The following is a 24,613-nucleotide window of genomic DNA, read 5'->3' on the forward strand; positions in this document are numbered from 1 at the left end:
ACACGCTCGCGGGCAAGGGGATCTCGGTGGTCGCCCCGGCCGGCGGCGCCTTCAGCATGTACACCGACTGGGAGCAGGACGGCGGCAAGCAGTGGGACACCTTCCTGTCCAGGGAACTTCCCGACTGGCTGGCAGCCAACAAGGGCTTGGCCCCGGGCGGCCACGGCGTCGTGGGCGCCTCCCAGGGCGGCTACGGTGCGATGGCGCTGGCCGCGTTCCACCCGGACCGCTTCGGCTTCGCCGGATCGCTGTCGGGTTTCCTGTACCCGGCGAACACATTCACCAGCGGTGCGATTCTGGCCGGACTGCAGGAATTCGGTGGCGTGGATGGCAACGGCATGTGGGGAGCCCCGCAGTTGGGACGCTGGAAGTGGCACGACCCGTTTGTGCACGCCGGATTGCTGGCGCAGAACAACACCCGCGTTTGGGTGTGGAGCCCGGTCAATTCCGGAGCTTCCAACCCGGCCGCGATGCTCGGTGCGTCCGGTGAGGCGGTGGGCAACAGTCGGGCCTTCTACCAGCACTACCGCGAGGTCGGTGGGCACAACGGCCACTTCGACTTCCCCGGCGGCGGCGACAACGGCTGGGGGCCGTGGAGCGGGCAGTTGGGCGCCATGGCGGGCGAGATCGTCGGCGCCATCGGCTGACGGCCGCGTCCCTCGCCGGTGTCACCGGGTCTCGCTCGCGGGTGGCCAGGTGTGCCGGGCCGGTACCGTGTAGGCAGTACAGCGATGGGTCATGTGTGCACACCCGCCGGTTGTGTACACGGCGCGACGTTGCGCCGCCGTGGAATCGCAGTCACCCAGCCGATTCGCCGGGGACCCGGCTCGGGTTACACCGCACTCGGTTAGCAGGAGAACATGGCCAGTAACGCCCGTAACAAACGTCGTCGCCGCCTTGCCTGGCTGGCGGCCGCGTCGATGGCACTGGCTGTGGCACTGGCCATCGTCGGCGGTGTCATGGTGTTGCGTAATCGCGACGTGTCGCCGAGTGCGGTGCCCCCGGGCGTGCTGCCTCCGGGCTCGACCAACCCCAAGCCTCGCAAACCGCGGCCGGCTTTCCAGGACGCGTCCTGCCCGGATGTGCAGCTGATCTCGGTCCCGGGCACCTGGGAGTCCTCTCCGACCGACCCCCCGCTGCACCCGATCCAGTTCCCGATGGCGTTGCTGCTGAAGGTGACCGGGCCGATCGGCGAGGAGTTCGACGGAGGCCGGGTGCAGACGTACACCGTTCCCTACACCGCGCAGTTCCGCCATCCGTTCTCCGGTGACACCGAGTTGACCTACAACGCCAGCCGTGCCGAAGGCACGCAGGCGACGGTGCGAGCGCTGACCGAGATGAATAACCAGTGCCCGTTGACCAGCTACGTGCTGATCGGGTTCTCCCAGGGCGCGGTGATCGCCGGCGATGTTGCCGGGGACATCGGAAACGGGCTGGGACCGGTCGACGAGGACCTGGTGCTGGGTGTGACATTGATCGCCGACGGCCGCCGCCAGGCTGGGGTGGGCAACACCATCCCGCCGAGTCCGCCCGGCGTGGGGGCCGAGATCACCTTGCACGAAGTCCCGGTGCTGTCGAATCTCGGTTTGACCATGACGGGCGAACGACCCGGCGGGTTCGGTGCGCTGGACCGCCGGACGAACGAAATCTGCGCTGTGGGAGATCTGATCTGCGCCGCGCCCAAAGAGGCGTTCAGCCCGGCCAACCTTCCGGCCACGCTGGACATGCTGGCCGGGGGCGCCAGCCATCCGGTGCACGCGATGTACGCCACCACCGACTTCTGGAGCTCGAACGGAGAATCGGCCACCCAGTGGACCCTCGATTGGGTTCGCGGGATCATCGAGTCGGCGCCGCATCCCCGCCACCGGTGACGCTCAACACTTTGTCGTCCGGTGCCACCCGCTGTCCGGCGATGATGCCAGCTGGTGACCTGGACACAGCGCCCTGCGCGCCGCTCGCCGTGGTGTTCAGGCGTACCTTGTGATTTGGTCTGCCGCCCTGCGCCCCTTAACATTAAGAGAAAGCTAAGAGCAAGGGGTCGACCAGGTCGCCGGTCGTCGGTCGGGCCGGCACCGCCGGCCACCCGCGTCAGCGGGTCCCGCCGGGTCGGGTCGAGAGCAGATCGCGGAGTCGGTGTGCGGCGGCAGCAGTTTGCGACAGGAGAGGGCGGTATGGCGTACCACAACCCGTTCATCGTGAAGGGAAGGATCCGCTTCCCCAAGGACACCAACTTGGTCCGCCACGTTGAAAAGTGGGCGAAGGTCCGCGGGGACAAGATCGCCTACCGTTTCCTGGACTACTCTTCCGAACGCGACGGCCAGGCACGCGACATCCTCTACTCGGAGTTCAGTACCCGCAACCGGGCGCTGGCAGCCAGGCTGCAACAGGTCACCCAACCCGGTGACCGTGTTGCCATCCTGTGCCCGCAGAACCTGGACTACATGGTCTCGTTCTACGGCGCGCTGTACTCCGGACGGATCGCGGTGCCGCTCTTCGACCCTGCCGAGCCCGGCCACGTCGGCCGGCTGCATGCGGTGCTCGACGACTGTGCCCCGTCGACGATCCTGACCACAACCGAGGCTGCGGAGGGGGTGCGCAAGTTCATCCGTGCGCGAGCGGCCAGGGAACGGCCCCGCATGATTGCCGTGGACGCCGTGCCCGACGACGTGGCCGCCACCTGGCAGGAGCCCGAGGTCGACCACGACGCCACGGCCTACCTGCAGTACACCTCGGGTTCCACCCGGGTCCCGTCCGGCGTGCGGATCAGTCACCTCAACCTGCCCACGAACGTGCTGCAGGTACTCAATTCACTGGAAGGCACCGAGGGCGACCGCGGCGTCTGCTGGCTGCCGTTCTTCCATGACATGGGCCTGGTGACCGCACTGCTCGCACCGGTGCTGGGTCAGAGCTTCACCTTTATGACACCCGCGGCATTCGTGCGGCGACCGGGACGCTGGATTCGCGAACTCGCCCGCAAGCCCGGCGAGACCGGTGGCACCTTCTCGGCCGCGCCGAACTTCGCCTTCGAGCACGCCGCGGTACGCGGTCTGCCCCGCGACGACGAGCCACCACTGGACCTGAGCAACGTCAAGGGCATCCTCAACGGCAGCGAGCCGGTGTCACCGGCGTCGATGCGCAAGTTCTTCGAGGCGTTCGAGCCCTACGGCCTGCAGCCGACCGCGATCAAGCCCTCCTACGGGCTGGCGGAAGCGACCTTGTTCGTCTCGACCACTCCGAGGGACGAGGAACCGACGGTAGTGCACGTCGACCGCGACCAGCTGAACAACTGGAACTTCGTCGAGGTGCCGGACGACGCGCCGAACGCGGTTCCACAGGTCTCCGCCGGCAAGGTGGGCGTCGACCAGTGGGCCATCATCGTGGACCCGGAAACCGCCGCCGAAGTAGCCGACGACCAGATCGGCGAAATCTGGCTGAACGGCAACAACCTGGGCTGCGGTTACTGGGGCAAGGAAACGGAATCCGTCGAGACGTTCCGCAACGTCCTGAAGTCACGGATCCCCGAATCGCATGCCGAGGGAGTGCCCGAGGACGGACTGTGGGTCCGCACCGGCGACTACGGCACCTATCACGACGGCCACCTCTACATCACCGGCCGGATCAAAGACCTCGTCATCATCGACGGTCGCAACCACTACCCGCAGGACCTGGAGTACACCGCCCAGGAGGCCACCAAGGCATTGCGCGTCGGGTACGTGGCCGCCTTCTCCGCCCCGGCCAACCAGCTGCCGCCGAACGTCTTCGAGGATCCGCACGCCGGGCTGAAGTTCGACCCGGAGGACACCTCCGAACAGCTGGTCATCGTCGGTGAGCGGGCCGCCGGGGCCCACAAGCTCGACTACCAGCCGATCGCCGACGATATCCGGGCGGCGATTGCCGTGGGGCACGGCGTCACCGTGCGCGACGTTCTGCTGGTGCAGGCCGGCGCGATTCCCCGAACCTCCAGCGGCAAGATCGGCCGCCGCGCCTGCCGGATCGCCTACCTGGACGGCAGCCTGCGCAGTGGTATCGGTTCGCCCACCGTCTTCGCCACTTCCGATTGAGCCGCCAGGGCTCTTGAACCACGAGGTAGCCAATGTCTGACGTCAGCGAATCGCCTTCCGAACCGCCGGTCCAGTCCCATGCGCCGGAGACCGGGACCGATATGACGGTCGCCGAGATGCGGCAGTGGCTGCGCGAATGGGTGGGCAAGGCCGTCGGCAGGTCACCGGACTCCATCGACGAGTCGGTGCCGATGGTCGAACTCGGGCTCGCATCGCGCGACGCGGTGGCAATGGCCGCCGACGTCGAGGACCTCACCGGCGTCACCCTGTCGGTGGCCGTGGCCTTCCAGCATCCGACCATCGAATCGCTGGCCACCCGGATCATCGAAGGCGAACCCGAGGCGCCGGATGACACCGACGGTGCGGACTGGTCGCGCAACGGACCGGCCGAACGGGTCGACATCGCGGTCGTCGGCCTGGCCACCCGGCTGCCCGGCGACATGAACTCCCCCGAACAGACCTGGCAGGCACTGTTGGAGGGCCGGGACGCCATCACCGATCTGCCCGAGGGACGCTGGGCGGAGTTCCTCGAAGAGCCCCGGCTGGCGGAGCGAGTCGGCAAAGCCCGCACCCGTGGCGGCTACCTCAAGGACATCAAGGGCTTCGACTCGGAATTCTTCGCGGTGGCCAAGACCGAGGCCGACAACATCGACCCGCAGCAGCGGATGGCGCTGGAACTCACCTGGGAGGCCCTCGAACACGCCCGCATCCCGGCGTCCAGCCTGCGCGGTGAATCCGTCGGCGTGTACGTCGGCAGCTCCACCAACGACTACAGCTTCCTGGCCGTCTCCGACCCGACGGTCGCACACCCGTATGCCATCACCGGCACCGCCAGCTCGATCATCGCCAATCGGGTCTCCTACTTCTACGACTTCCACGGGCCGTCGGTCACCATCGACACCGCGTGCTCGAGTTCACTGGTGGCAATCCACCAGGGAGTGCAGGCCCTGCGCAACGGCGAGGCCGACGTCGCGATCGCCGGCGGCGTCAATGCCCTGATCACCCCGATGGTGACGCTGGGGTTCGACGAGATCGGCGCGGTGCTGGCCCCCGACGGCCGGATCAAGTCGTTCTCCGCCGACGCCGACGGCTACACCCGATCCGAGGGTGCGGGCATGCTGGTACTCAAGCGCGTCGACGACGCGCGCCGCGACGGCGACCAGATCCTGGCCGTCATCGCCGGCAGCGCGGTCAACCACGACGGCCGCTCCAACGGGCTGATCGCACCCAACCAGGACGCGCAGGCAGATGTGCTGCGCCGGGCCTACAAGGATGCCGGCATCGACCCGCGCACCGTGGACTACGTCGAGGCTCACGGCACCGGCACCATCCTGGGCGACCCGATCGAGGCCGAGGCGCTCGGCCGGGTCGTCGGCAAGGGGCGCCCGGCAGACCGTCCCGCACTGCTGGGCGCGGTCAAGACCAACGTCGGCCACCTGGAATCGGCTGCGGGCGCGGCCAGCATGGCCAAGGTGGTGCTGGCGCTGCAGCACGACAAGCTGCCGCCGTCGATCAACTTCGCCGGGCCCAGCCCCTACATCGACTTCGAGGCGATGCACCTCAAGATGGTCACCGAGCCCACCGACTGGCCGCGCTACGGCGGCTACGCCCTGGCCGGGGTGTCCAGCTTCGGCTTCGGCGGCGCCAACGCCCACCTGGTGGTGCGTGAGGTGCTGCCGCGTGACGTGATCGAAAAGGAGTCTGAGCCGCAAGCGCCTGCCGGGGGCGAATCGGCCGGCGGCCCGGCCGAGGATGACTACCGCGCCGAAGCCCAGGGCCACTCGCTGCGCTTCGACGAGTACGGCGAGATCATCGCCGACGATGCTCCGGCGTTCGAGGACGCCGAACCCGAGTTGCCGGGCCTCACCGAGGAGGCGCTGCAACTCAGGCAAGCCGCGCTGGCAGAGCTGGCCGGCCAGGAACTCCCGCCACCGGCCGTGCCGCTCGTCGTCTCGGCGTTCCTCAGCTCCCGGAAGAAGGCCGCGGCGGCCGAGCTGGCCGACTGGATGGAAACCCCCGAAGGCCAGGCCGCCTCGCTGGAGTCGATCGGCCGTTCGCTGTCGCGGCGCAGTCACGGCCGTTCCCGCGCGGTGGTGCTGGCCCACGACCACGAAGAAGCCGTGAAAGGCATGCGCGCGATCGCCGAGGGCAAACAGCGCCCCGGAGTGTTCAGCGTCGACGGTCCGGTGACCAACGGCCCGGTGTGGGTGCTGGCCGGATTCGGCGCCCAGCACCGCAAGATGGGCAAGAGTCTCTACCTGCGCGAACCGGTCTTCGCCGAGTGGATCGAGAAAGTCGACGCGCTCGTTCAGGACGAGCTGGGCTATTCGGTGCTGGAGCTGATCCTCGACGATTCGCAGGACTACGGTATCGAGACCACGCAGGTCACCATCTTCGCGATCCAGATCGCCCTGGGGGAGTTGCTCAAGCATCACGGCGCCAAGCCGGCCGCGGTGGTCGGCCAGTCGCTGGGAGAGGCCGCGTCGGCCTATTTCGCCGGCGGCCTGTCGCTGCCGGACGCCACTCGGGCGATCTGCTCGCGCTCTCACCTGATGGGTGAAGGCGAAGCGATGCTCTTCGGCGAGTACATCCGGCTGATGGCACTGGTGGAGTACTCCGCCGACGAGATCAAGACGGTGTTCTCCGACTTCCCGGACTTGGAGGTGTGCGTTTACGCCGCCCCCACGCAGACGGTCATCGGCGGACCGCCCGAACAGGTGGACGCGATCATCGCCCGCGCCGAGTCCGAGGGAAAGTTCGCCCGCAAGTTCCAGACCAAGGGTGCCAGCCACACCTCCCAGATGGATCCGCTGCTCGGCGAGCTGACCGCCGAACTGCAGGGCATCAAGCCGATGCCCCCGACCGCCGGGATCTACTCGACGGTGCACGAGGGCAGCTACGTCAAGCCCGGCAGCGACCCGATCCACGACGTCGAATACTGGAAGAAGGGGTTGCGTCACAGCGTCTACTTCACCCATGGCATCCGCAACGCGGTGGACAGCGGGCACACGACCTTCCTGGAGCTCGCCCCCAATCCGGTGGCGCTGATGCAGGTGGGCCTGACCACGGCATCGGCTGGGCTGCACGACGCCCAGCTGATCCCGACGCTGGCGCGCAAGCAGGATGAGGTCGAGTCGATCGTCTCGACGATGGCGCAGCTCTACGTCTACGGCCACGACCTGGATGTCCGCACGCTGTTCAGTCGGGCCGGCGGGCCGGACGATTACGCCGACATCCCGCCGACCCGGTTCAAGCGCAAGGAACACTGGCTGCCCGTGCAGTTCGCCGGCGACAGCTCGGTGCTGATGCCCGGCAACCATGTGGCGCTGCCGGACGGTCGCCACGTGTGGGAGTACGCGCCGCGGGAGCAGACCGACCTGGGTGCGCTGGTGCGCTCCGCGGCCGCCTCGGTGCTGCCCGACGCGGCGTTGACAGCGGCCGAACAGCGGGCGGTACCCGGGCTGGGCGCCCGATTGGTGACGACGCTGACCCGGCATCCCGGCGGGGCCGCGGTGCAGGTGCATGCCCGGATCGAGGACTCTTTCACCCTGGTCTACGACGCCCTGGTCACCCGGGGCGGCTCGGACGCGGTGTTGCCGGCCGCGGTGGGTGCCGCGACGGCCGTCGCCGATCCGGGGGCCGAGGGCGCCGCGGGGCCCGCAGCGGTGTCGGCCGGGACGACCACCTCGGCGGTCGATTCGACAGCGGTCGCCGGTGTCGACCCGGACTCCGAAACGCTGGGGGACAGCCTGACCACCCGCTACATGCCGGCCGGTTTCACCAAGTGGACGCCGGAGTCCGGTGAGACGATCGCCGACCGGTTGGGCACCATCGTCGGTGCGGCCATGGGCTACGAGCCCGAGGACCTGCCGTGGGAGGTGCCGCTGATCGAGCTGGGCCTGGACTCGCTGATGGCGGTGCGTATCAAGAACCGCGTCGAGTACGACTTCGAGTTGCCGCCGATCCAGCTGACGGCGGTGCGCGACGCCAATCTGTACAACGTCGAGAAACTGATCGAGTACGCGATCGAACACCGCGACGAGGTCGAAGCACTCCACGAGCACCAGCAGACGCAGACGGCCGAGGAGATCGCGCGGGCGCAGGCCGAGTTGATGCACGGCAAGCAGGGCGGGCCGGCCGCGCCAGCCCCCGACGCCCCCGACGCCCCCGACGCCCCCGACGCCTTCGAGGCCTCCGCGCCGCCGCCCTCGGACGTGCCCGTCCCGCCGCCGCCGACCAACCCGGCGGGCCCGAGTGGTCCGGCTGCCTCGGCTGCCGGGGTCGATGAGCAGGCGCCCGACTTGACCGGGGTGGCCGAGGCGCTGAACTCCGAAGCCGTCGCCAAGGCCCTGAACTCCGATGTGCCGCCCCGGGATGCGGCCGAACGCGTCGTCTTCGCCACCTGGGCCGTCGTCACCGGCAAGTCCGCCGGCGGCATCTTCAACCCGCTGCCCAAGCTGGACGGGGACAAAGCCGCCAAGCTGGCCCAGCGACTCTCCGAACGCGCCGAAGGCCCGATCAGTGCCGAGGACGTACTGGGCTCGGCCAACATCGAGGCGCTGGCCGAGAAGGTGCGCGGCTACCTGGAGGCCGGCGTGATCGACGGGTTCGTGCGCACCCTGCGCGCGCGGCCGGACGGCGACGCCGGGGGTTCCGCCAAGGCGCCGGTATTCGTGTTCCACCCGGCCGGCGGTTCCACGGTGGTCTACGAGCCGCTGCTGGCCCGGCTGCCCGCCGATACCCCGATGTACGGCTTCGAACGGGTCGAGGGCTCGATCGAGGAGCGGGCCGCACAGTACGTCCCAAAGCTGATCGAGATGCAGGGCGACGGGCCCTACGTGCTGGCCGGCTGGTCGCTGGGCGGGGTGCTGGCCTATGCCTGCGCGATCGGCCTCAAGCAGCAGGGCAAGGACGTCCGGTTCGTCGGTCTGATCGACGCGGTGCGGGCCGGCGAGGACATCCCGCAGACCAAGGAGGAGATCCGCAAGCGCTGGGACCGCTACGCGAAGTTCGCCGAGAAGACATTCAACGTCACCGTCCCGGCGATCCCCTACGAGCAGCTCGAGGAGCTCGACGACGAAGGCCAGGTGCGGTTCGTGCTGGACGCCGTCGGCCAGAGCGGGGTGCAGATCCCCGCCGGCATCGTCGAGCACCAGCGCACGTCGTACCTGGACAACCGCGCGATCGACACCGCGCAGATCCAGCCGTTCGACGGCCATGTAACCCTCTACATGGCCGATCGCTACCATGACGACGCGATCATGTTCGAGCCGCGGTATGCCGTTCGCCAGCCGGACGGCGGCTGGGGCGAGTACGTTTCCGACCTCGAGGTCGTGCGGATCGGTGGCGAGCACATCCAGGCCATCGATGAGCCGATCATCGCCAAGGTCGGCGAACACATGAGCCGCGCGTTGGACGATATCGACGGCCGGGCGAGTGAGGTGGACAACCAGTGACCGATGCAGCCGCGGGTCCGCCCCCTGTCGTGCACAGCACCGCCGAGAAGCTCGCCGACCTGCGCGAACGCTTGGAGACGGCCAAGGAACCCGGCGGCGAGAAGGCCGCGGCCAAGCGTGCGAAGAAGGGCCTCCCCAGCGCCCGCGCGCGGGTGCACTCCCTGGTCGATCCGGGCACCTTCTTCGAAATCGGTGCGCTGTGCAAAACCCCGGGCGACCCGGGTGCGCTGTACGGCGACGGCGTGGTCACCGGACACGCGCTGATCGACGGCCGCCCGGTCGGGGTGTTCTCCCACGATCAGACGGTGTTCCAGGGTTCGGTCGGGGAGATGTTCGGCCGCAAGGTGGTCCGGCTGATGGAGTGGTGCGCGATGGCCGGCTGCCCGATCGTCGGCATCAACGACTCGGCCGGCGCGCGCATCCAGGACACCGCGACCTCGCTTGCCTGGTACGCCGAGCTGGGCCGCCGCCACGAGTTGCTGTCCGGGCAGGTGCCCCAGATCTCGATCATCCTCGGCAAGTGCGCAGGGGGAGCGGTGTATTCGCCGATCCAGACCGACCTGGTGGTGGCGGTGCAGGACCAGGGCTACATGTTCGTCACCGGCCCCGACGTGATCAAGGACGTCACCGGCGAGGACGTCACCCTCGACGAACTCGGCGGCGCCGCATCGCAGGCCCGCTACGGCAACATCCATCAGGTGGTCCAGGACGAGGCCGCCGCATTCAAGTACGTGCGCGACTTCCTGTCGTTTTTGCCGTCGGACTGCTTCGGCAAGCCGCCGATCGTCAACCCGGGCCTGGAGCCCGAGATCACCCCGCACGATCTGGAACTCGACTCGATCGTTCCCGACTCCGACAACACCGCCTACGACATGCACGAGATCCTGCTGCGGATCTTCGACGACGGAGATTTTCTCGACGTCGCCTCGCAGGCCGGGCAGGCGATCATCACCGGTTACGCGCGGGTCGACGGCCGCACCGTCGGTGTGGTGGCCAACCAGCCCATGCACATGTCGGGCGCCATCGACAACGAAGCCTCCGACAAGGCCGCCCGGTTCGTCCGGTTCTGTGACGCCTTCGGCATCCCGCTGGTGTTCGTCGTGGACACCCCCGGCTTCCTGCCCGGAGCCGAGCAGGAGAAGAACGGGATCATCAAGCGCGGCGGACGGTTCCTGTATGCCGTCGTCGAGGCCGACGTGCCGAAGGTGACGATCACTATCCGCAAGTCCTACGGCGGGGCGTACGCGGTGATGGGATCCAAGCAGCTGACCGCGGACTTCAACTTCGCCTGGCCCACCGCCCGCATCGCGGTGATCGGTGCCGACGGTGCCGCGCAGCTGTTGATGAAGCGCTTCCCGGACCCGACGACACCCGAAGCCCAGCAGATCAAGAAGGACTTCATCGAGGGCTACAACCTGAACATGGCCATCCCGTGGATCGCCGCGGAGCGCGGCTTCATCGACGCCGTGATCGATCCCCACCAGACCCGGCTATTGATCCGCCGGTCGTTGCATCTGCTGCGGGACAAGCAGCTGTGGTGGCGGGTCGGGCGCAAGCACGGCCTGATCCCGGTGTAGCCGGGGGCCAGCCGGTGGCCGGGCGGCTGCGAGTCGTTCGCGAGCGTAACGGGAGTGCGATTTCGCGGCCCGAATTTCGCCGTGGCGTTACGCTCGCGAGGAAACGGACTCGGCTTGCCGACCGGCAACGCCACCTCGCCCCGCGGTCGTGCGCACCTTCGGCACGTACGCTACCGCCCTAACCTCCCCGCCCAGGACCTCAAACACCCCGCCCGGACAGAAAAACCGGCAGTTCAAAGCCCTCGCAACCCAAAACCCAGCAACCGTGTCCGAAGTCAGGTCCCTGGTATCAGCTCTCCCGGTGTGCCCGCACGAGCCAGCCGGGCAGTTGGGCGGCGGTCGCGTGCAGACTCGCCGGACGGATCTCATCGACGCGGAAATGCGGGGAGACCGTTTCGCGGAGCTGGTCCTCGGTGAACTGGGTGGGCAGCGGTCCGGGGTGTTCGGGGAAGGCTCCGGCGGCGAAAGCCAGGATGTACAACGATGCCCCGGGTGTGGCGGCACGGTGCACCGACCGCAGATAGCCGTCGCGCTTGTCGGCGGGGAGGGCGTGTAGCAGTCCGCTGTCGAAGATGGTCGAGAAGCGGCCGTCGTAGCCGGTGAAGGCGGTGATGTCGGCCCGGACGAACGTCGCGGTGGACAAACCGCGCTGTTGCGCCGCGGCGGTGGCCGCTTCGACAGCAGCCGACGTCAGGTCGATCCCCACCACGGTGTAGCCGCGGGCGGCCAGTGCCAGCGACAGCTCGGCATGGCCGCATCCGGCGTCGAGCACCTCGCCGCGGACCGCACCCGGTTGATCCAGGATTCGGGCGAGTTCGGGCTGCGGTTCGCCGATGCTCCAGGCCGGCTTCTGCTCGCGGTAGGCGAGTTCCCAGTCCATTGCGTTTGTCATTTCGGGTTTCCTTTCAATCTCAGGTTCTTCTAACCGGGGGGCCGCAACGTCGAGCCGGTCAGCCCGCCGTGGCCGCGGTATCGCGGGCCGTGGTGCCCTCGCTGTCCAGTCCCCATGCCACGATCCGTTTCGGGGAGATCCGGATGATGTCGCCGCTGAGCCCGCCGGCCGTAGTGCCGTGGCCGGGCATGGCCGCCGCCACGCCGCGCACTTCGAGACCCTGGGCCTTGGGGGGATGCACCGAGAACACGGTGTCGACAATGAAGGCCACCTTGGGATTTCGGATCACGTTGCGCCACTTCTGGGTTTTCGCGAGGGCGTGACCGACGATGTCGATACTCGAGCCGTCCGGGCTGAGGTGCACGCTGACCGGCCTGATCTGCGACTCCCCGGCCGGGCCGATCGTGGCGAGCCGTCCGATCGGCTGGCCTTGCAGGAACGTTGCTTCGGCGGGGCTGTACGTCATGATGCCTCCTCTGATCGGCGGTCCGTCCGGCCGCGCAACCGGGTGAAAACCTTTTCGACGCAGGCCAACTCGGCGGTGTCGAGTTCGTCGAGAAACAGTCTGCGAACCGAGGCGGCATGTCGGGGCATCGCCCGGTGCAGGGTGTTCAGTCCGGTCGCGGTGAGTACGGCGCGGTGGCCGCGACCGTCCTCGGGACAAGGTTCGCGTACCACCAGGCCTCGCTTGGACATCGAGGTGACCTGGTAGGTGATCCGGCTGCGGGAGAAGACCATTCGGTCGGCCAGCTCGCTCATGCGCAGCCGGTGCCGGGGCGCCTCGGCGAGCAGCATGAGGAGGTGGTAGTCGATCAGGGTGAGGCCGGTCGCTTCCCGCAGCGCTTCGTCGAGTTGGGTCTCCAGCCAGATGCTCGCCTCGATGTAGGCCCGCCACGCCCGTTTTTCGGTAGCGCTCAGAACCGGGGGCATCGCGGTCCCCTCCCGGCGCGGGTAATATAATTAAACAATGAACTACCTGTCTTTTCAGATGTGATTCTACCTGCATATCACTCGTTACAACAGCGCTATAGCCCTTGTTTAACAATAATTCAAATTTCTACTAAATAGGGTTTGTCATCCGATCGGGGCAGACGGCAGACGGCAGACGGCAGACGGCAGGCGGCAGGCGGCAGGCTGGGGGCTGGGGGCTGGCGGCTGGGGGCTGGGGGCTGGGGGCGCGGGGCGCGGGGCCGGGGCGCGGGGCGGGGGTAGACAGCCTGGAGACAGATGTGGATCGACTCCACCGGCTGCGCGGTGTTCGCGAGCGTAACGGGAGTGCGATCTCGCGGCCCAAATTTCGCCGTGGCGTTACGCTCGCGAGGAACAGGCCGCGCCCGACGCGTGACGCGCCAAAAGTGGCCGGGCTAGGACTTGATCCGGATCTTCCCCGGTGACCACCATCCGGTGCGCGTCGCCTTGTCCAGGTCCAGCTGCGCGGGCGGCGCGTCGACCAGCGTTTCGAACTTGCGCAGCGAGCCCCAGTCGCGGGCCCAGTCGCGGGACAGGTAGGTGGCCATCACGTGGGCGCGCAGCAGCAGGTCGCTGATGCCGAGCAGGCCGCCGTTCTTGCCGTCTTCCCAGGTGTCGGTGTCCTGCTTCTTGGCGCCGTAGTCCGGAGTGATCCGGAACTTCGGAATCTCGGTGACGCCCAGGGTGTGCAGCATCGGTCGTTGACAAGGGAATGCCAGCCCGACAGCCCAGTCCAGCAGGACCGGCTGCGTCGACCCCACGTACTCCTGCACCGACCTCAACTCCGAAACCCGCGGCGGTGTCACCGCGATCCAGTCGTCCGGAGTCAGTGAAAGGTCCTCGGCGATCACCCGGACGGCAACGGCATCGGCGGGCATCTCGTCGCGGGGGAAGCGCAGGTTGCGCCAGGCCTTGGGCTGCTCGCCGAACAGGTCGTCGGGCACCATCCGCCCGGCCGGTGTCAGCGGACCGGCGCCGGGGCGAGCGTATTCCAGCTCCACAGTTTGCCCGGACGTGTAGTGGTGCAGCACGCTGTTGCCGGCGATCCTGCCGGCGGCGGTGATCACCACCAGTGGATGCGCGTCGTCGGGCTCGGGCAGCCGGTACCACGCCGAGGTGAGTCGGCTCTGCCGCTGGGCGCCGGTGGTGTAGGTGCCCGCTAGTGGTACCCGTGCCGGATCGAGCTGATAGGGCAGCGGCACGGTGGACCCGTTGATGCCGGGGGTCTTCAGTTTGGTGGGAGCGTCCCAGTCGTAGTCGGTGCCCGGCTGATTGGGCTTCATCGCGATTGCCTCGGCCACGGTGTGCTCGGGCACCCCGTTCGGGGAGAAGCCCACCGGATCCTTACCGGCCAGCGGACCCAGCGGGCCGTAGTCTCCGGGCAGCGGGATCATGAAGCCGTCGTTGGTGTCCGGCTCGACCAGAACGTCGTCGGCAAGAGCGCACCCTCCGGCGAAACTGCGCAGGTTCGACCAGCCGTTGGAATAGGTCGGGTACTGCCGCACGATCCCTATCCCCATCGATGCGATGAACACCAGTGCCATGAATCCCGCGGCAGTGGCGATCGGCGCCTGGACAGGCCAGGTGAGAATCCGGGCGACCCGGCCGTCGCCGCTGCCCGCCGGCGCGAAGTGCAGCCAGGCCGCATACGCGGCGGTAATCGCGAAGGGGACGAAGAATATCGTGCTGACGGTGATCCCGGCGATCCTGGGCATGGCGCTGTTGAACGGCACGCCGTAGCTGGACACGTACCACCACCCGTTGGTGGTGGCGAAACACAGTGACAGCACGAAGAATACCGCCGCCAGGAACGCCATTCGGTTGCGTGCCGAACGTAGCACCGCCAGCGATACCAGCACCGTGGTCAACGCCGCCATCGCGGCTCCGACCGCGGCGAACAGCCCGAAGTGGTGCACCCACTTGGTCGGGGTGAACATGAGGAAGAACATGGTGCCGAAGATGACACCCATCAGCCGCCAGGCGGGACCGCGGGCCACACCCGGAATCCGCTTGCGCCGCAACATGATGAACAGCGCCGTGAACAGACACAGCGCGGTGATCATGAATCCGAACCGGCGCGACAGCGAACCGTCGACGGTGGGCAGTATCAGGTAGTAGTAGCGCAGGTTCTCGGTGTACCAATTCTGGCTGGGGCCGATGTCGCTGCGAACCCTGGTGGCCTCCAGCACCGTCGACAGCGTCTGATCGGCGAACACCACGGGCAGGATGATGGTGCCGGCGGCCAGGATCGGGGCGAGCAACGGCCATGTGCCGACCGCGCGGCGCCGTTGGACGAAAATCCGCAGGAGTGGACGGCCGCCGGCCACCAGTGCGGCCACCGCGATCAGTCCGGTCGGTTGCACTCCCAGGGTGAAGGCCGCGGTGATGACGGCCAACGCGGCCGGGATCAGGCGGCTGTAGCGCATCGATCGTTCGATCAGCACGTAGGTGACCAGTGAACCCAGCGCAATGATCCCCTCGGGCCGCAGGCCGTTGTTGAACGGCATCCAGGCGGTCAGCAGGACCATGCCCGCCGCCCAGTTGGCGGCCCTGCTGCCCGCCACGGCCGGCCCGAGTCGAGGCAGCACCTCCCTGGACAGCAGCAGCCAGCAGGCCAGCCCGGCGAGCAGGTCCGGCAGTCGCATCCACAGACTGGAGTCGCTGACATGGGTCATCAGTGCCAGCAGGTTGTAGTACCAGCCGAACGGGTCCTCGGGGCTGCCGAACCAACGGAAATAGTTGGACATGTAGCCGGCGCGGTCGGCGACGCGCGCCATGCCCAGGATGTAGCCGTCGTCGGACGAGTTGGCCCCGATCACGTCCCAGAGCAGGAACGTGAAGATCACCACCCCGTCGAGCAGGGTGAACCTGCGCCAGTTAGCCGGAATCCAGCGCCGCAACCGGTGGCCGTCGAGTCGGTCCAGACGCCACAGGGCGATCAGCGCGACGACGGTGGCCACGATGGCGCCGATGATCGCCAGCAGCTTCAGCGTGGTCGGGGTGCTGGAAAACCGGGTGTCGATGGTGGCCGACATGCTCAGGCCCGGTGGCGCCGGGCCGGTCAGGTCGGTGAACACGCCGACGATCTGCGGACGCAGGTTGGCATCGGGGTAGCCGCCGCGAAGCCGCTTGCCCTTGTCATCCCGGAGGCCGACGAACTCGGCGAAGGTTCCCGCGCGCGTGGAGGTGATGTCGATGCGCTTGCACTGCGGCGACCGCATCCGCGCCCGCGATGCCGCCACGATGACGACGTTGCGGTCGGTGACGGTGAGGTCCTTTTTGCCGGCCACGACGAACAGTGCCTGCAGGTTGGCGTCCTTGCCGTTCTTGGGTGCGGTGCCCAGCACGACTCCGCCCTTCGGCGGCACCAGGCGCTCGACGCTGCACGGCACGGACGCCTTGAAATTGACCGGGGTCAGCGAGATCAGCGGTGCGGTCACGCTGTCGAGCCGGTCGTTCTGGGGCCAGTTGAGCATTGCCGTCGTCTGCACAACCGGGAGCAGCGGGGTTGCCACCGACAGCACGAACCCGATGAGCCCGGCGACCATGGCCACCCAGCGCGTCACCTGCACCTGGCGGACCGGATCGGCCCCGGTGCGCTGCACGGGTTCCGCGGCGGTCACGGCAGGGCCCTGATCGGTCCGGGACGGCTCCAGCCGTGCACCGTGGTCACGCCTTGCGCTACGACGGCTTCCGGAGCCTGGTCGGCGGGCACCAGCCGGTGGTACTTCTCGACCGAGCCCCAGTCGCGGTACCAGTCGCCGCTGAGGTAGGTCGGGACCGTCGACGTCGACATCAGCCCCTGGGTGAACATGAACGGCCCGCCGGTGCCCGAGGATTGCCAGAGGTTGGATGACACGGCGGTCTGCTTGTGGTCGGGCAGGATGCGGTAGTCCGGGAGCTCCGCGATGCCCAGGTGTTCGGAGAACGGCCGTTGGCAGGGGAAGTTGGCAGCGGTCGCGATGTCGGCCAGTACCGGCCTGCGCGAGCCGATCAACTGTTGCAGTGATTCGAGTTCGGGTACCCGCGGCGGTGTGAACGCCAGCCACTGCTCGGGACTCAGGTTCGGGTCCACGGCGACGATGCGGGTGACATTGGCCTCGGCCGGGACGTCGGCGAAGGGGAACCGCAGGTTGCGCCAGGCCGGTGCGGGCCCGAGGTCGATCGGGAACATCTGGTCGAGTTCGGTGACGCTGCCGTCGGGCTTCCTGGTGCCCCACTGCAACCTCAGCGCCTGGCCGTACACCACCTCGCCGTCCTCATCGAACGACCAGATGGCGCCGGCGGCCGAAATCACCACCAGGGGATGGCTGTCCGTGTGGTGTTGCCAGTCTTCGGGCAACCGATACCAGGCCGAGGTGGCCTCGGCCGTCAGATCGTTCTGGCCGTAACTGCCCATCACCGGGGTGCGCGCGGGGTCCAGCCCGAAGGGCAGCGCCGCGTTGGATCCGTTCACACCGATCGGGCCCGTGCCGCCGGCGGTTCCCGCGGAGTCGGTGATGGCGACGTTGGGCTTGTCGGGTGAGGCGTCGGAGTTGACCACGCCGGGCTTGGCCACCACCGGATCGGACTTGAGGTCCTTGCCGACGCCCGCGGGGGTGAGGCCGACCGGAGCGGAACCGCCCAGCGGGCCCGCCGGCCCGAATTTCTGCCCGGGAACCGGTTGCAGCATCCCGGCATTGGAGTCGGCTTCGGCCAGCACGTCGTCGGCCATGGCGCAGCTGGCCGGCGACAGTCCCGATGCGATGGCCCGCAGATTCGCCTTGCCGGTGGTGTAGTGCGGGTAGCGCATCACCACGCCCTTGGCCAGCGAACTGACTTCACCGAACACCATGATCGCCGCCACCGCCAGCAGTGGCGCGGACGCCAGGATCCGGTTGCGCCGGTTGTCCTTGACTTCGGTGTGCCCCGCATAATCCATCCGGAAGTGGTACCAGGCGGCCAGCAGCCCGGTGAAGATCGACAGCGTCAAAAACATCCACATCACCCGGTAGCCGGCGATGACCGGCTGGATGTCGAACCAGGGGACACCGTAGTTGCCCACGTAGAACCAGCCGTTGATTCCCGAGGTGGCCCAGGCCAGGACGAACAGTAGCGCGGTGATGTACAGGGCCAGGTTGCGACGACTGTGCAGGCCGATCCGGGCGACGGTGAAAGCAGTTACGCCGCCCAATACGCCTGCCAACCCGGCGAACGCGCCGAACTGGATGGCCCACTTGGTCGGGGTGAAGGTCAACAGCAGCAGCCCGATGGCCGTGCTGCCGATCAACCGCCAGGCCGGCCCGCCGGCCAGACCCGCGACCCGGCCCTTCCTCAGTAGAACGAACAGCATCCCGAACATGCACAGCAGCAGCACCAGCACCGCGAACCGCCGCGCCATCGAGCCGTCGGGGTTGTCTTCGACGGTGAGGAAGTAGTACCGCAGGAAATCCTGATACCAGGCGATCGTCGGACCCACCTTGTACTTGATGCGGGCGGACTCGGCCACGGTGGCCAGCGACTGGCTGCGACACACCACCACCGCAATCAGGGAAAACGCTGCCGCCAGGACGGCCAGGGGGGCGACCAGCCCGTCGGTGGCCTGCCGGCGCCGGATTATCCCGGCGATCGCGCGGGCACCGGTGAGCAGCGGGGCCACCGCGATCAGTCCCTGCGGCGCCAGTGTCACCGCGAGCACGGCAATGACGATGGCGACCGCGGCGGGCATCAGGCGCGCCAGCGCGATCGAACGTTCCACCATCATCCAGGTGGCCAGCACCCCGAGGGCGATCAGCGGTTCGGGCCGCAGTCCGTTGTCGAACGGCAGCCACGCGGCGACGAATACCGCCGCGGCAGTCCATACCGCGACCGAGTCGCCGGCCAGGCCGCCCTTTCCGGGGCCGAGCCGTCGCAGCGCGAACCGGCTGATGATCAGCCAGCAGGCGATGCCGGCAAGGGTGGCGGGCAGGCGCATCCAGACCCCTGCCGTGCTGACGTCCGCCATCTTCGCCAGCACGCTCAGGTACCAGTCGAACGGTGCCTCGGTGGTGCCGAAGTACCGGTAGTAGTTGGTGACGTAGCCGGCGTTCGGCGCGACTCGGGCGATGGTCAGGTTGTAGCCGTCGTCGGAGGTGGTGGCACCGACGATGTGCCACAGCAGCAGGGCTCCGATGACCCCGGTGTCGACCAGCCTGGTTCTTGGGCCGCGAGGCAACCGGGGGGAACTCGGTACGCTCGGCCGGTAGCGGGCCAGCCACGCGACCCGAGACCGCCAGTCGCGAACGGAGCCGCCGCGGCTCAGCCGGTCGAGCACCGCCAGGGCGCCGATGGCCAGGGCGACTGCCAGGACACCCAGGATCATGGCGAGCCGTTTGAGCGCGGTCGGGGCGAGGATGAATCGCGTATCGATGTCCACCTTCGCCGACAGTCCGGCCTGCGGCGGCACCTTGAGGTCGGTGAAAATCCCGCCCACCTGCGGTTTTTTCTCGGGCGGCAGACTTCCGGCAGCACCGGGTATGCCGATGAAATCCGCGTGCGCACCAGCGATGTCCGTCCAGATGTGCAGCGCCCGACAATTGGCTTCCGCGATTGCGGAGCGGGGAGCCGCCGCCGCCACCGTGTCCCGGAATGCGACGACGACGGCGTTGGTGTCGGCCCGTACGAACAGGCCGTACTTGCCCGTCTGGAAGCCGTCGGCTGGCAGTGTGGACACCACCATGCCGCCCTTGGCGGGCAGGGTGGCGATCGCGGCGCAGGGTATGGAGATGTCGAGTGCGTGCGGCGCCCCGGACACCAGCGGAGCTGTGATCTGGCTGACATTGCCGGCCGCGGTGGTGCCCTGCGGCCAGCTGATGGTCGCTGTGGTCTGCCGCACCGGCAGCAGCGGCACCAACAGGCACAGCACCAGGCCGGTGATGCCGCCGACGAGGGCCAGTAGGCGGGCAACCCGGTGGGATCGCGGATTACCGTCGGGGCACACGAGCTTCGATGTTAGGCGACGCCGATGAGTCCGGCGACGACGCGGGGCCGGTCGGGTGGTGGGTATCGCCCGGCGGGTAGCGAAACCGCGTCAGCTTTTGCGCAGCGGCGCCGGGTTCCACAACCCGCTGCGGGTCACCGCGCCCAGTCGCAGCCGGGCCGGTGCCGCATCGGGGTAGTAGGGCGTCAAACGCTGCAGCGAGCCCCAGTCCCGGAACCAGTCGTCCTTGAGGTAGCTCGCCACGGTGGTCGGGCGCACCAGCAGTTCGCTGATACCGAGCGGGCCGCCACCGAGGTTGTCCATCACCGGCGAGTTGGCTTCCGCTCCGAACCTGTCCGGCAGGATGCGCCACTTGGGTGTCTCGGTGACACCGTTCTGGTGCCCGAACGGCCGCTGACAGGGGAACGCCAGCCCTACCAGCCAGTCGAGGAGCACCGGATCGGTCGACCCGACCACGTCCTGCAGCGTGCGCAGCTTGGGAATCCGCGGGGGTGTCAGGGCGATCCAGTGCTGGCGAGCCAGGTCCGCGTCGTTGGCCACCAGCCTGACCTGAGTTGCCGAGGCCGGGATCGCCGACAGCGGCGCGCGTAGGTTCCGCCAGGCCGGCGCCGCCCCGATGTCGGCGAAAGCCATTGAACCGCCGTGCTTTCCGGCCGCAGCCTGGCCATCGCTGGCCCATTGCACGGTGACCTCACGCGGGTCGAACCGGCCTGCGGCCGACACCACCAGCAGCGGCGTGGTCTTCCGCTCCGCCGCGGACGGCAGCCGATACCAGCCGGACTTCAAGGCGGCGGGCACCTGTACGCCGGCGTGCCAGCTGCCGAGCACCGGCGTGCGGTCCGGCGTCAGGCCGAACGGCAACCGGGCGCGGGAGCCGTTGATGCCCGGCGCGGCGGTGGTGCCGCCTTCGGTGCCGGTGGCGGCCCCGTCGTCCCCGTCGAGGTCGGCGAAATTGCGGTCTCGCGGATGGCCCATGACCGGGTCGGCGGAGACATCCGCGGGAACTCCGCCGGGGGTGAACGCTTCGGACAATCCGGCGCCCAGAGCGTCGGAGACGGAGGCGGATACCGGCGTCAACAGATCGGTGTCGGGATTCAGCTCCACCAGGACGTCCTCGGCCAGTCCGCAGGTGTTGCCGGTGAGTGCCTGCAGGTTGGATCGGCCCACCGACCACGCGGGGTACTGCGTGATCATCGCCTGGGTCAGCGACACCACTTCGAGGAGAACCAGCAGCCAGGTTGCGATTGCCAGCGGAGCCTGCAGGAACTGCGACAGTCTGGCGCCCAGCCGCGACTTCGGCGGTGCGTCTTCGGTGGCGACGAAGTTGAACCAGGCCGAGATCAGCAGGGCGACGACGGTGAAGCCGAGCAGCATCGTGGTCAACGACCATCGCCATTTAGGGAACGAATTCGACCACGGCACACCGAAATTCGACACGTACCACCAGCCGTTGACGCTGGCGAAGGACATCGCCATCACAAAGAGCACCACGGCGGCGAAAGCCGTTCGGTTGCGCCGGGATCGCAAGGCCGAACTCGTCACAGCCACCGCGGCCAGCGCCCCCAGCGATCCGGCCAGCCCGGCGAACACCCCGAAGTGATGCGTCCACTTGGTGGGGGTGAACATTATGGCCAGGAACGAGATGACGGTGATACCGATGATCCTGCGGCTCGGCCCCGCCGCGGTGCCCGGCACCCGGCCCTTGCGCAGCGACATGGCTACCGCGACGGCGAGTGCGACCAGCAGTGCAAGAACCGCGAACCGGCGGGCGATCGAGCCGTCGGGGGTGGGCATGAACAGCCGCTCGTAGCGAATGTGTTCGTCGAACCACTTGAGGGCGGGGCCGACACCCCGCTTGAGAAAACTGGCCTGCGCCTCTCCGGCAAACGTCTGATCCCGGAAGATCAGGATTGCGGGCACGGTGGTCGCGGCCAGGATCGGCGAAACCAGCGGCAGGATGCCGAACTGCTTGGACCGCCGGTGCAGGATGGTGAGCAGCGGGCCCACCGCGACCAGCAATGCGCCGATGGACGCGATGCCGGTGGGCCCGGAGAACAGGGTCAGGGCGCCGGTGATGCAGGCCACCGCCACCGGCAACAGCCGGCTGGTGGCCACGGCGCGTTCCACCGAGCACCAGGTGAACAGGATGCCCACGGCGATGATCGACTCGGGCCGCAGGCCGTTGTTCAGCGGCAGCCAGACCACCAGGAACATCCCGGCCGCCGTCCATGCCGCCGACCGGCTCTGCTTGACGGCGCGACCCAATCGCGGGATGACTTCCCGGCTGATCACCCACCAGCAGGCCAGCGCCATCACCAGGGTGGGCAGCCGCATCCAGATGCTGGTGGTGCTGACGTGGGCCCACAGAGCCAGCAGGTCGTAGTACCAGCCGAACGGGGCTTCGGGTGTGCCGAACCAGCGGTAGTAGTTCGCCATGTAGCCGGCGTGTTCGGAGACTCGGGCCATGGTCAGGATGTAGCCGTCGTCGGAGGTGTTGGCTCCCACGAAGTGCCACCACACCAGCACGGTGACCACTAGGGCGTCCAGCCCGCCGATCGACCACCAGCGCGGCGGGAGGAACCTGCGGTGGCGCATGCCGTCGGCGGTGTCGAGCACATGCAGCGCGACCAGGGACGCCGCGGTCAGGGCCAGCCCCAGGATCATCGCGGCCATCTTCAGTGCCGTCGGGCTGCTGCTGTAGCGGCTGTCGACGGTCGCGGTGAAGTTCAGCCCCGGTGGCGCCGGTCCGGACAGGTCGGTGAACACCCCGACGATCTGCGGCCGGAAGTCGTATCCGCTTTTCACCCCGCGCAGCGGTTCGCCGGGATGGTCGGTGGTGGGGCCCTGCTTGAGTCCGACGAATTCGCCGGTGACCTTGTCCGCGTGTGCGGTGAAGGTCAGCTTCCGGCAGGACGGTCCCAGGACTTCGCTCATCGGTGCGGCGACCACCGGCACGTTGCGGACGATCAGTACCAGGTCGCCGTTGATGCGCTGCAGCAGCAGGCCCCGGTCGATGGCCTTGGGGGCTTGCTTGGGCACCGTCGACAACAACACGGTCCTGCCGGCGTTGTGCGGTCCGGCCAATCCGGCGGCGGCCCGGCATGGCACGCTGATGGTCAGGTCGGTGGCCACGTAGCTGATCAGTGGCGCCTCGATGCTGCCGAAGGTCCCGTTCTGCGGCCAGTTGAGTTGGGCGGTGGTCTGCCTGACCGGCAGCAGGGGGGTAGCCAGGGCGAGTGCCGTCCCCAGCAGACCGGCGACGACGGCGACGAGCCGGGCGAGCCGGTAGTCCGCTGACGCGTCGGTCACGGAGCTTGATGGTAGTGCGTCGGCGGTGTCCGGCGTTGTTTCGGCTGGCATCAGGTGCCCGGTGCGGGTTTGCGGACGGCCACCACGAATGGGCCGACGGTGTGAACGGCGAATTGTGGGTCGGCGAACAGGGCGGCTTTGAGGCCGACGGTGTAGCGGCGGACATTTGGCTGGTTGGGGTAGACGTCCTCGGCCAGCCGCAGCGTGTAGGTGTTGTTGGCGCCGCGGCGCATCAGGACGACGGTCGGCGCCGGCCACGGGAGCGTGTCCAGCGCCCGGACCAGCTCGTCGGCTGTCTTGAGTTCCGACCAGCTCTCGATCCGGGCCGCCCGCTCGTCGAACTGCGCCAGCGGGTTGGCGTAGTGCGATGTCAAGGCCTGAAAGCCCCAGTAGGGGTACAGGGCCAGGAAGCCGTAGTCGGCGGTGAGCACCACGGTCTGGTTGCGCGGTTTTCCGGTTACCCCGCGGATCGCGGCGTCGATCGCCGGGTAGTGCTTCTCGGCTCCGGGCGGCCGGCGATCACCGCGCAGCCCGTCGCCGTCGGTGTCGGTGTAGGCGATGGTCAGATCGGGCCGCAGTACGTCGGGAATGTCCTGGCTGAACGCGATTGCCCCGGTGAGGCCGATGGCAGCGGCGACAGGCAGTGCCGCCCGGCCGGCGACACCGCGGCTACCGGCAAGCTTCTGCGCACCCTCGACGAAGCCGAACACACCGGCGGCCACCAGCAGCACCGTCAGGGTCGGCTGCAGCCGGAACGACAGCAGCGTGGTGCGGGCCAGCGTGGTCAGCATCGACAGCAGCGACCACAGATAGACGGCCACCACCCCGACGGCCAGGCCGCCGGCCCGCACCGATGAGCGTGCCCGGATGATCAGCCACAGGGTGCCCAGCAGGCAGAGCATGCCCAGCAGCGAGAACTGCAGCATCGGAAACGTCAGGCGGGCACCGTCGGCGGGGAGGTAGTGGGCGGCGCTGCCGGTGTCGCTCACCGGGCCCCGGGAGGCCCGCAACAGGTAGGGCAGCCAGGTGGTGGACGCGAGGGCCGCCGCGAGGGCCCCGATGACGGCCAGTCGGCGCAGCGGTGCCAGCGCCGCCCTCCCGCCGGTGCGCCGCCGCGATGCGGCCAGCACCAGCGCCATCAGGGTGATCGTGAATGCGCTGTAGGCGAACAGCAGCGTGTACCAGGTGGCGGCGAAGCCCAGGAAGATGCCGACGGCGACGACCGCGGCCCGGCCGCCTCCGCCGAGCGTTACGCCACAGTCACGCTCGGCGCCCGCGCCGCCACCTTCCCCGCCGAACGTGACGCCACAGTCCCGGTCGGCGCCCGCTGCGCCAGTGGAGGCCCGTTCGGCAGGGGCGGCGCCCCCGGCGCCCCCGGCGCCGGCCCCACC

At 68.4% G+C, this 24,613-nt stretch carries 12 protein-coding genes; 5 read left to right on the forward strand and 7 right to left on the reverse strand.

What is annotated here, in order from left to right; all coding sequences use genetic code 11:
- The 5 genes from ACK5M9_RS07870 to ACK5M9_RS07890 form a co-directional block, all read left to right on the forward strand.
- A partial coding sequence (locus ACK5M9_RS07870; RefSeq protein ID WP_416892615.1) for an alpha/beta hydrolase-fold protein occupies window positions 1-647 on the forward strand: 647 nt, incomplete at its 5' end.
- 213 nt (window positions 648-860) lie between these two features.
- The gene (locus ACK5M9_RS07875) at window positions 861-1,871 is read left to right on the forward strand and encodes a cutinase family protein (RefSeq protein WP_416892616.1); all 1,011 of its coding nucleotides are present in this window, start codon (window positions 861-863) and stop codon (window positions 1,869-1,871) included.
- Between the two features lie 300 nt (window positions 1,872-2,171).
- On the forward strand, window positions 2,172-4,061 hold the full coding sequence (gene fadD32 / locus ACK5M9_RS07880) for a long-chain-fatty-acid--AMP ligase FadD32 (RefSeq protein ID WP_416892617.1): 1,890 nt from the start codon (window positions 2,172-2,174) through the stop codon (window positions 4,059-4,061).
- A gap of 32 nt (window positions 4,062-4,093) precedes the next feature.
- On the forward strand, window positions 4,094-9,517 hold the full coding sequence (gene pks13 / locus ACK5M9_RS07885; RefSeq protein ID WP_416892618.1) for a polyketide synthase Pks13: 5,424 nt from the start codon (window positions 4,094-4,096) through the stop codon (window positions 9,515-9,517).
- On the forward strand, window positions 9,514-11,094 hold the full coding sequence (locus tag ACK5M9_RS07890) for an acyl-CoA carboxylase subunit beta (RefSeq protein WP_416892619.1): 1,581 nt from the start codon (window positions 9,514-9,516) through the stop codon (window positions 11,092-11,094). Before pks13 ends, ACK5M9_RS07890 begins: the two co-directional genes overlap by 4 nt.
- A gap of 289 nt (window positions 11,095-11,383) precedes the next feature.
- Here the strand turns inward: ACK5M9_RS07890 and ACK5M9_RS07895 are convergent, their stop codons facing one another.
- The 7 genes from ACK5M9_RS07895 to ACK5M9_RS07925 all read right to left on the reverse strand — a co-directional run.
- On the reverse strand, window positions 11,384-11,986 hold the full coding sequence (locus ACK5M9_RS07895; protein ID WP_416892620.1) for a class I SAM-dependent methyltransferase: 603 nt from the start codon (window positions 11,984-11,986) through the stop codon (window positions 11,384-11,386).
- A 58-nt stretch (window positions 11,987-12,044) separates the two neighbouring features.
- Complete coding sequence (locus ACK5M9_RS07900) at window positions 12,045-12,452, reverse strand: PPOX class F420-dependent oxidoreductase (RefSeq protein WP_416892621.1); 408 nt, start codon at window positions 12,450-12,452, stop codon at window positions 12,045-12,047.
- The gene (locus ACK5M9_RS07905; RefSeq protein WP_416892622.1) at window positions 12,449-12,916 is read right to left on the reverse strand and encodes a MarR family winged helix-turn-helix transcriptional regulator; all 468 of its coding nucleotides are present in this window, start codon (window positions 12,914-12,916) and stop codon (window positions 12,449-12,451) included. Before ACK5M9_RS07905 ends, ACK5M9_RS07900 begins: the two co-directional genes overlap by 4 nt.
- Before the next feature lie 434 nt (window positions 12,917-13,350).
- The gene (locus tag ACK5M9_RS07910; RefSeq protein WP_416892626.1) at window positions 13,351-16,503 is read right to left on the reverse strand and encodes an arabinosyltransferase domain-containing protein; all 3,153 of its coding nucleotides are present in this window, start codon (window positions 16,501-16,503) and stop codon (window positions 13,351-13,353) included.
- A gap of 71 nt (window positions 16,504-16,574) precedes the next feature.
- Window positions 16,575-19,913, reverse strand: a complete 3,339-nt coding sequence (locus ACK5M9_RS07915; protein WP_416892623.1) for an arabinosyltransferase domain-containing protein — start codon at window positions 19,911-19,913, stop codon at window positions 16,575-16,577.
- A gap of 90 nt (window positions 19,914-20,003) precedes the next feature.
- Window positions 20,004-23,273 (reverse strand): arabinosyltransferase domain-containing protein, encoded by a 3,270-nt coding sequence (locus ACK5M9_RS07920; protein ID WP_416892624.1) that lies wholly within the window; start codon window positions 23,271-23,273, stop codon window positions 20,004-20,006.
- Window positions 23,273-24,613: arabinofuranosyltransferase (locus ACK5M9_RS07925; protein ID WP_416892625.1), on the reverse strand; the 1,341-nt coding region annotated here is incomplete at its 5' end. The genes ACK5M9_RS07925 and ACK5M9_RS07920, both read right to left, overlap by 1 nt.

The organism is Mycobacterium sp., assembly GCF_047975165.1.
In the GTDB taxonomy this organism is placed as follows: domain Bacteria; phylum Actinomycetota; class Actinomycetes; order Mycobacteriales; family Mycobacteriaceae; genus Mycobacterium.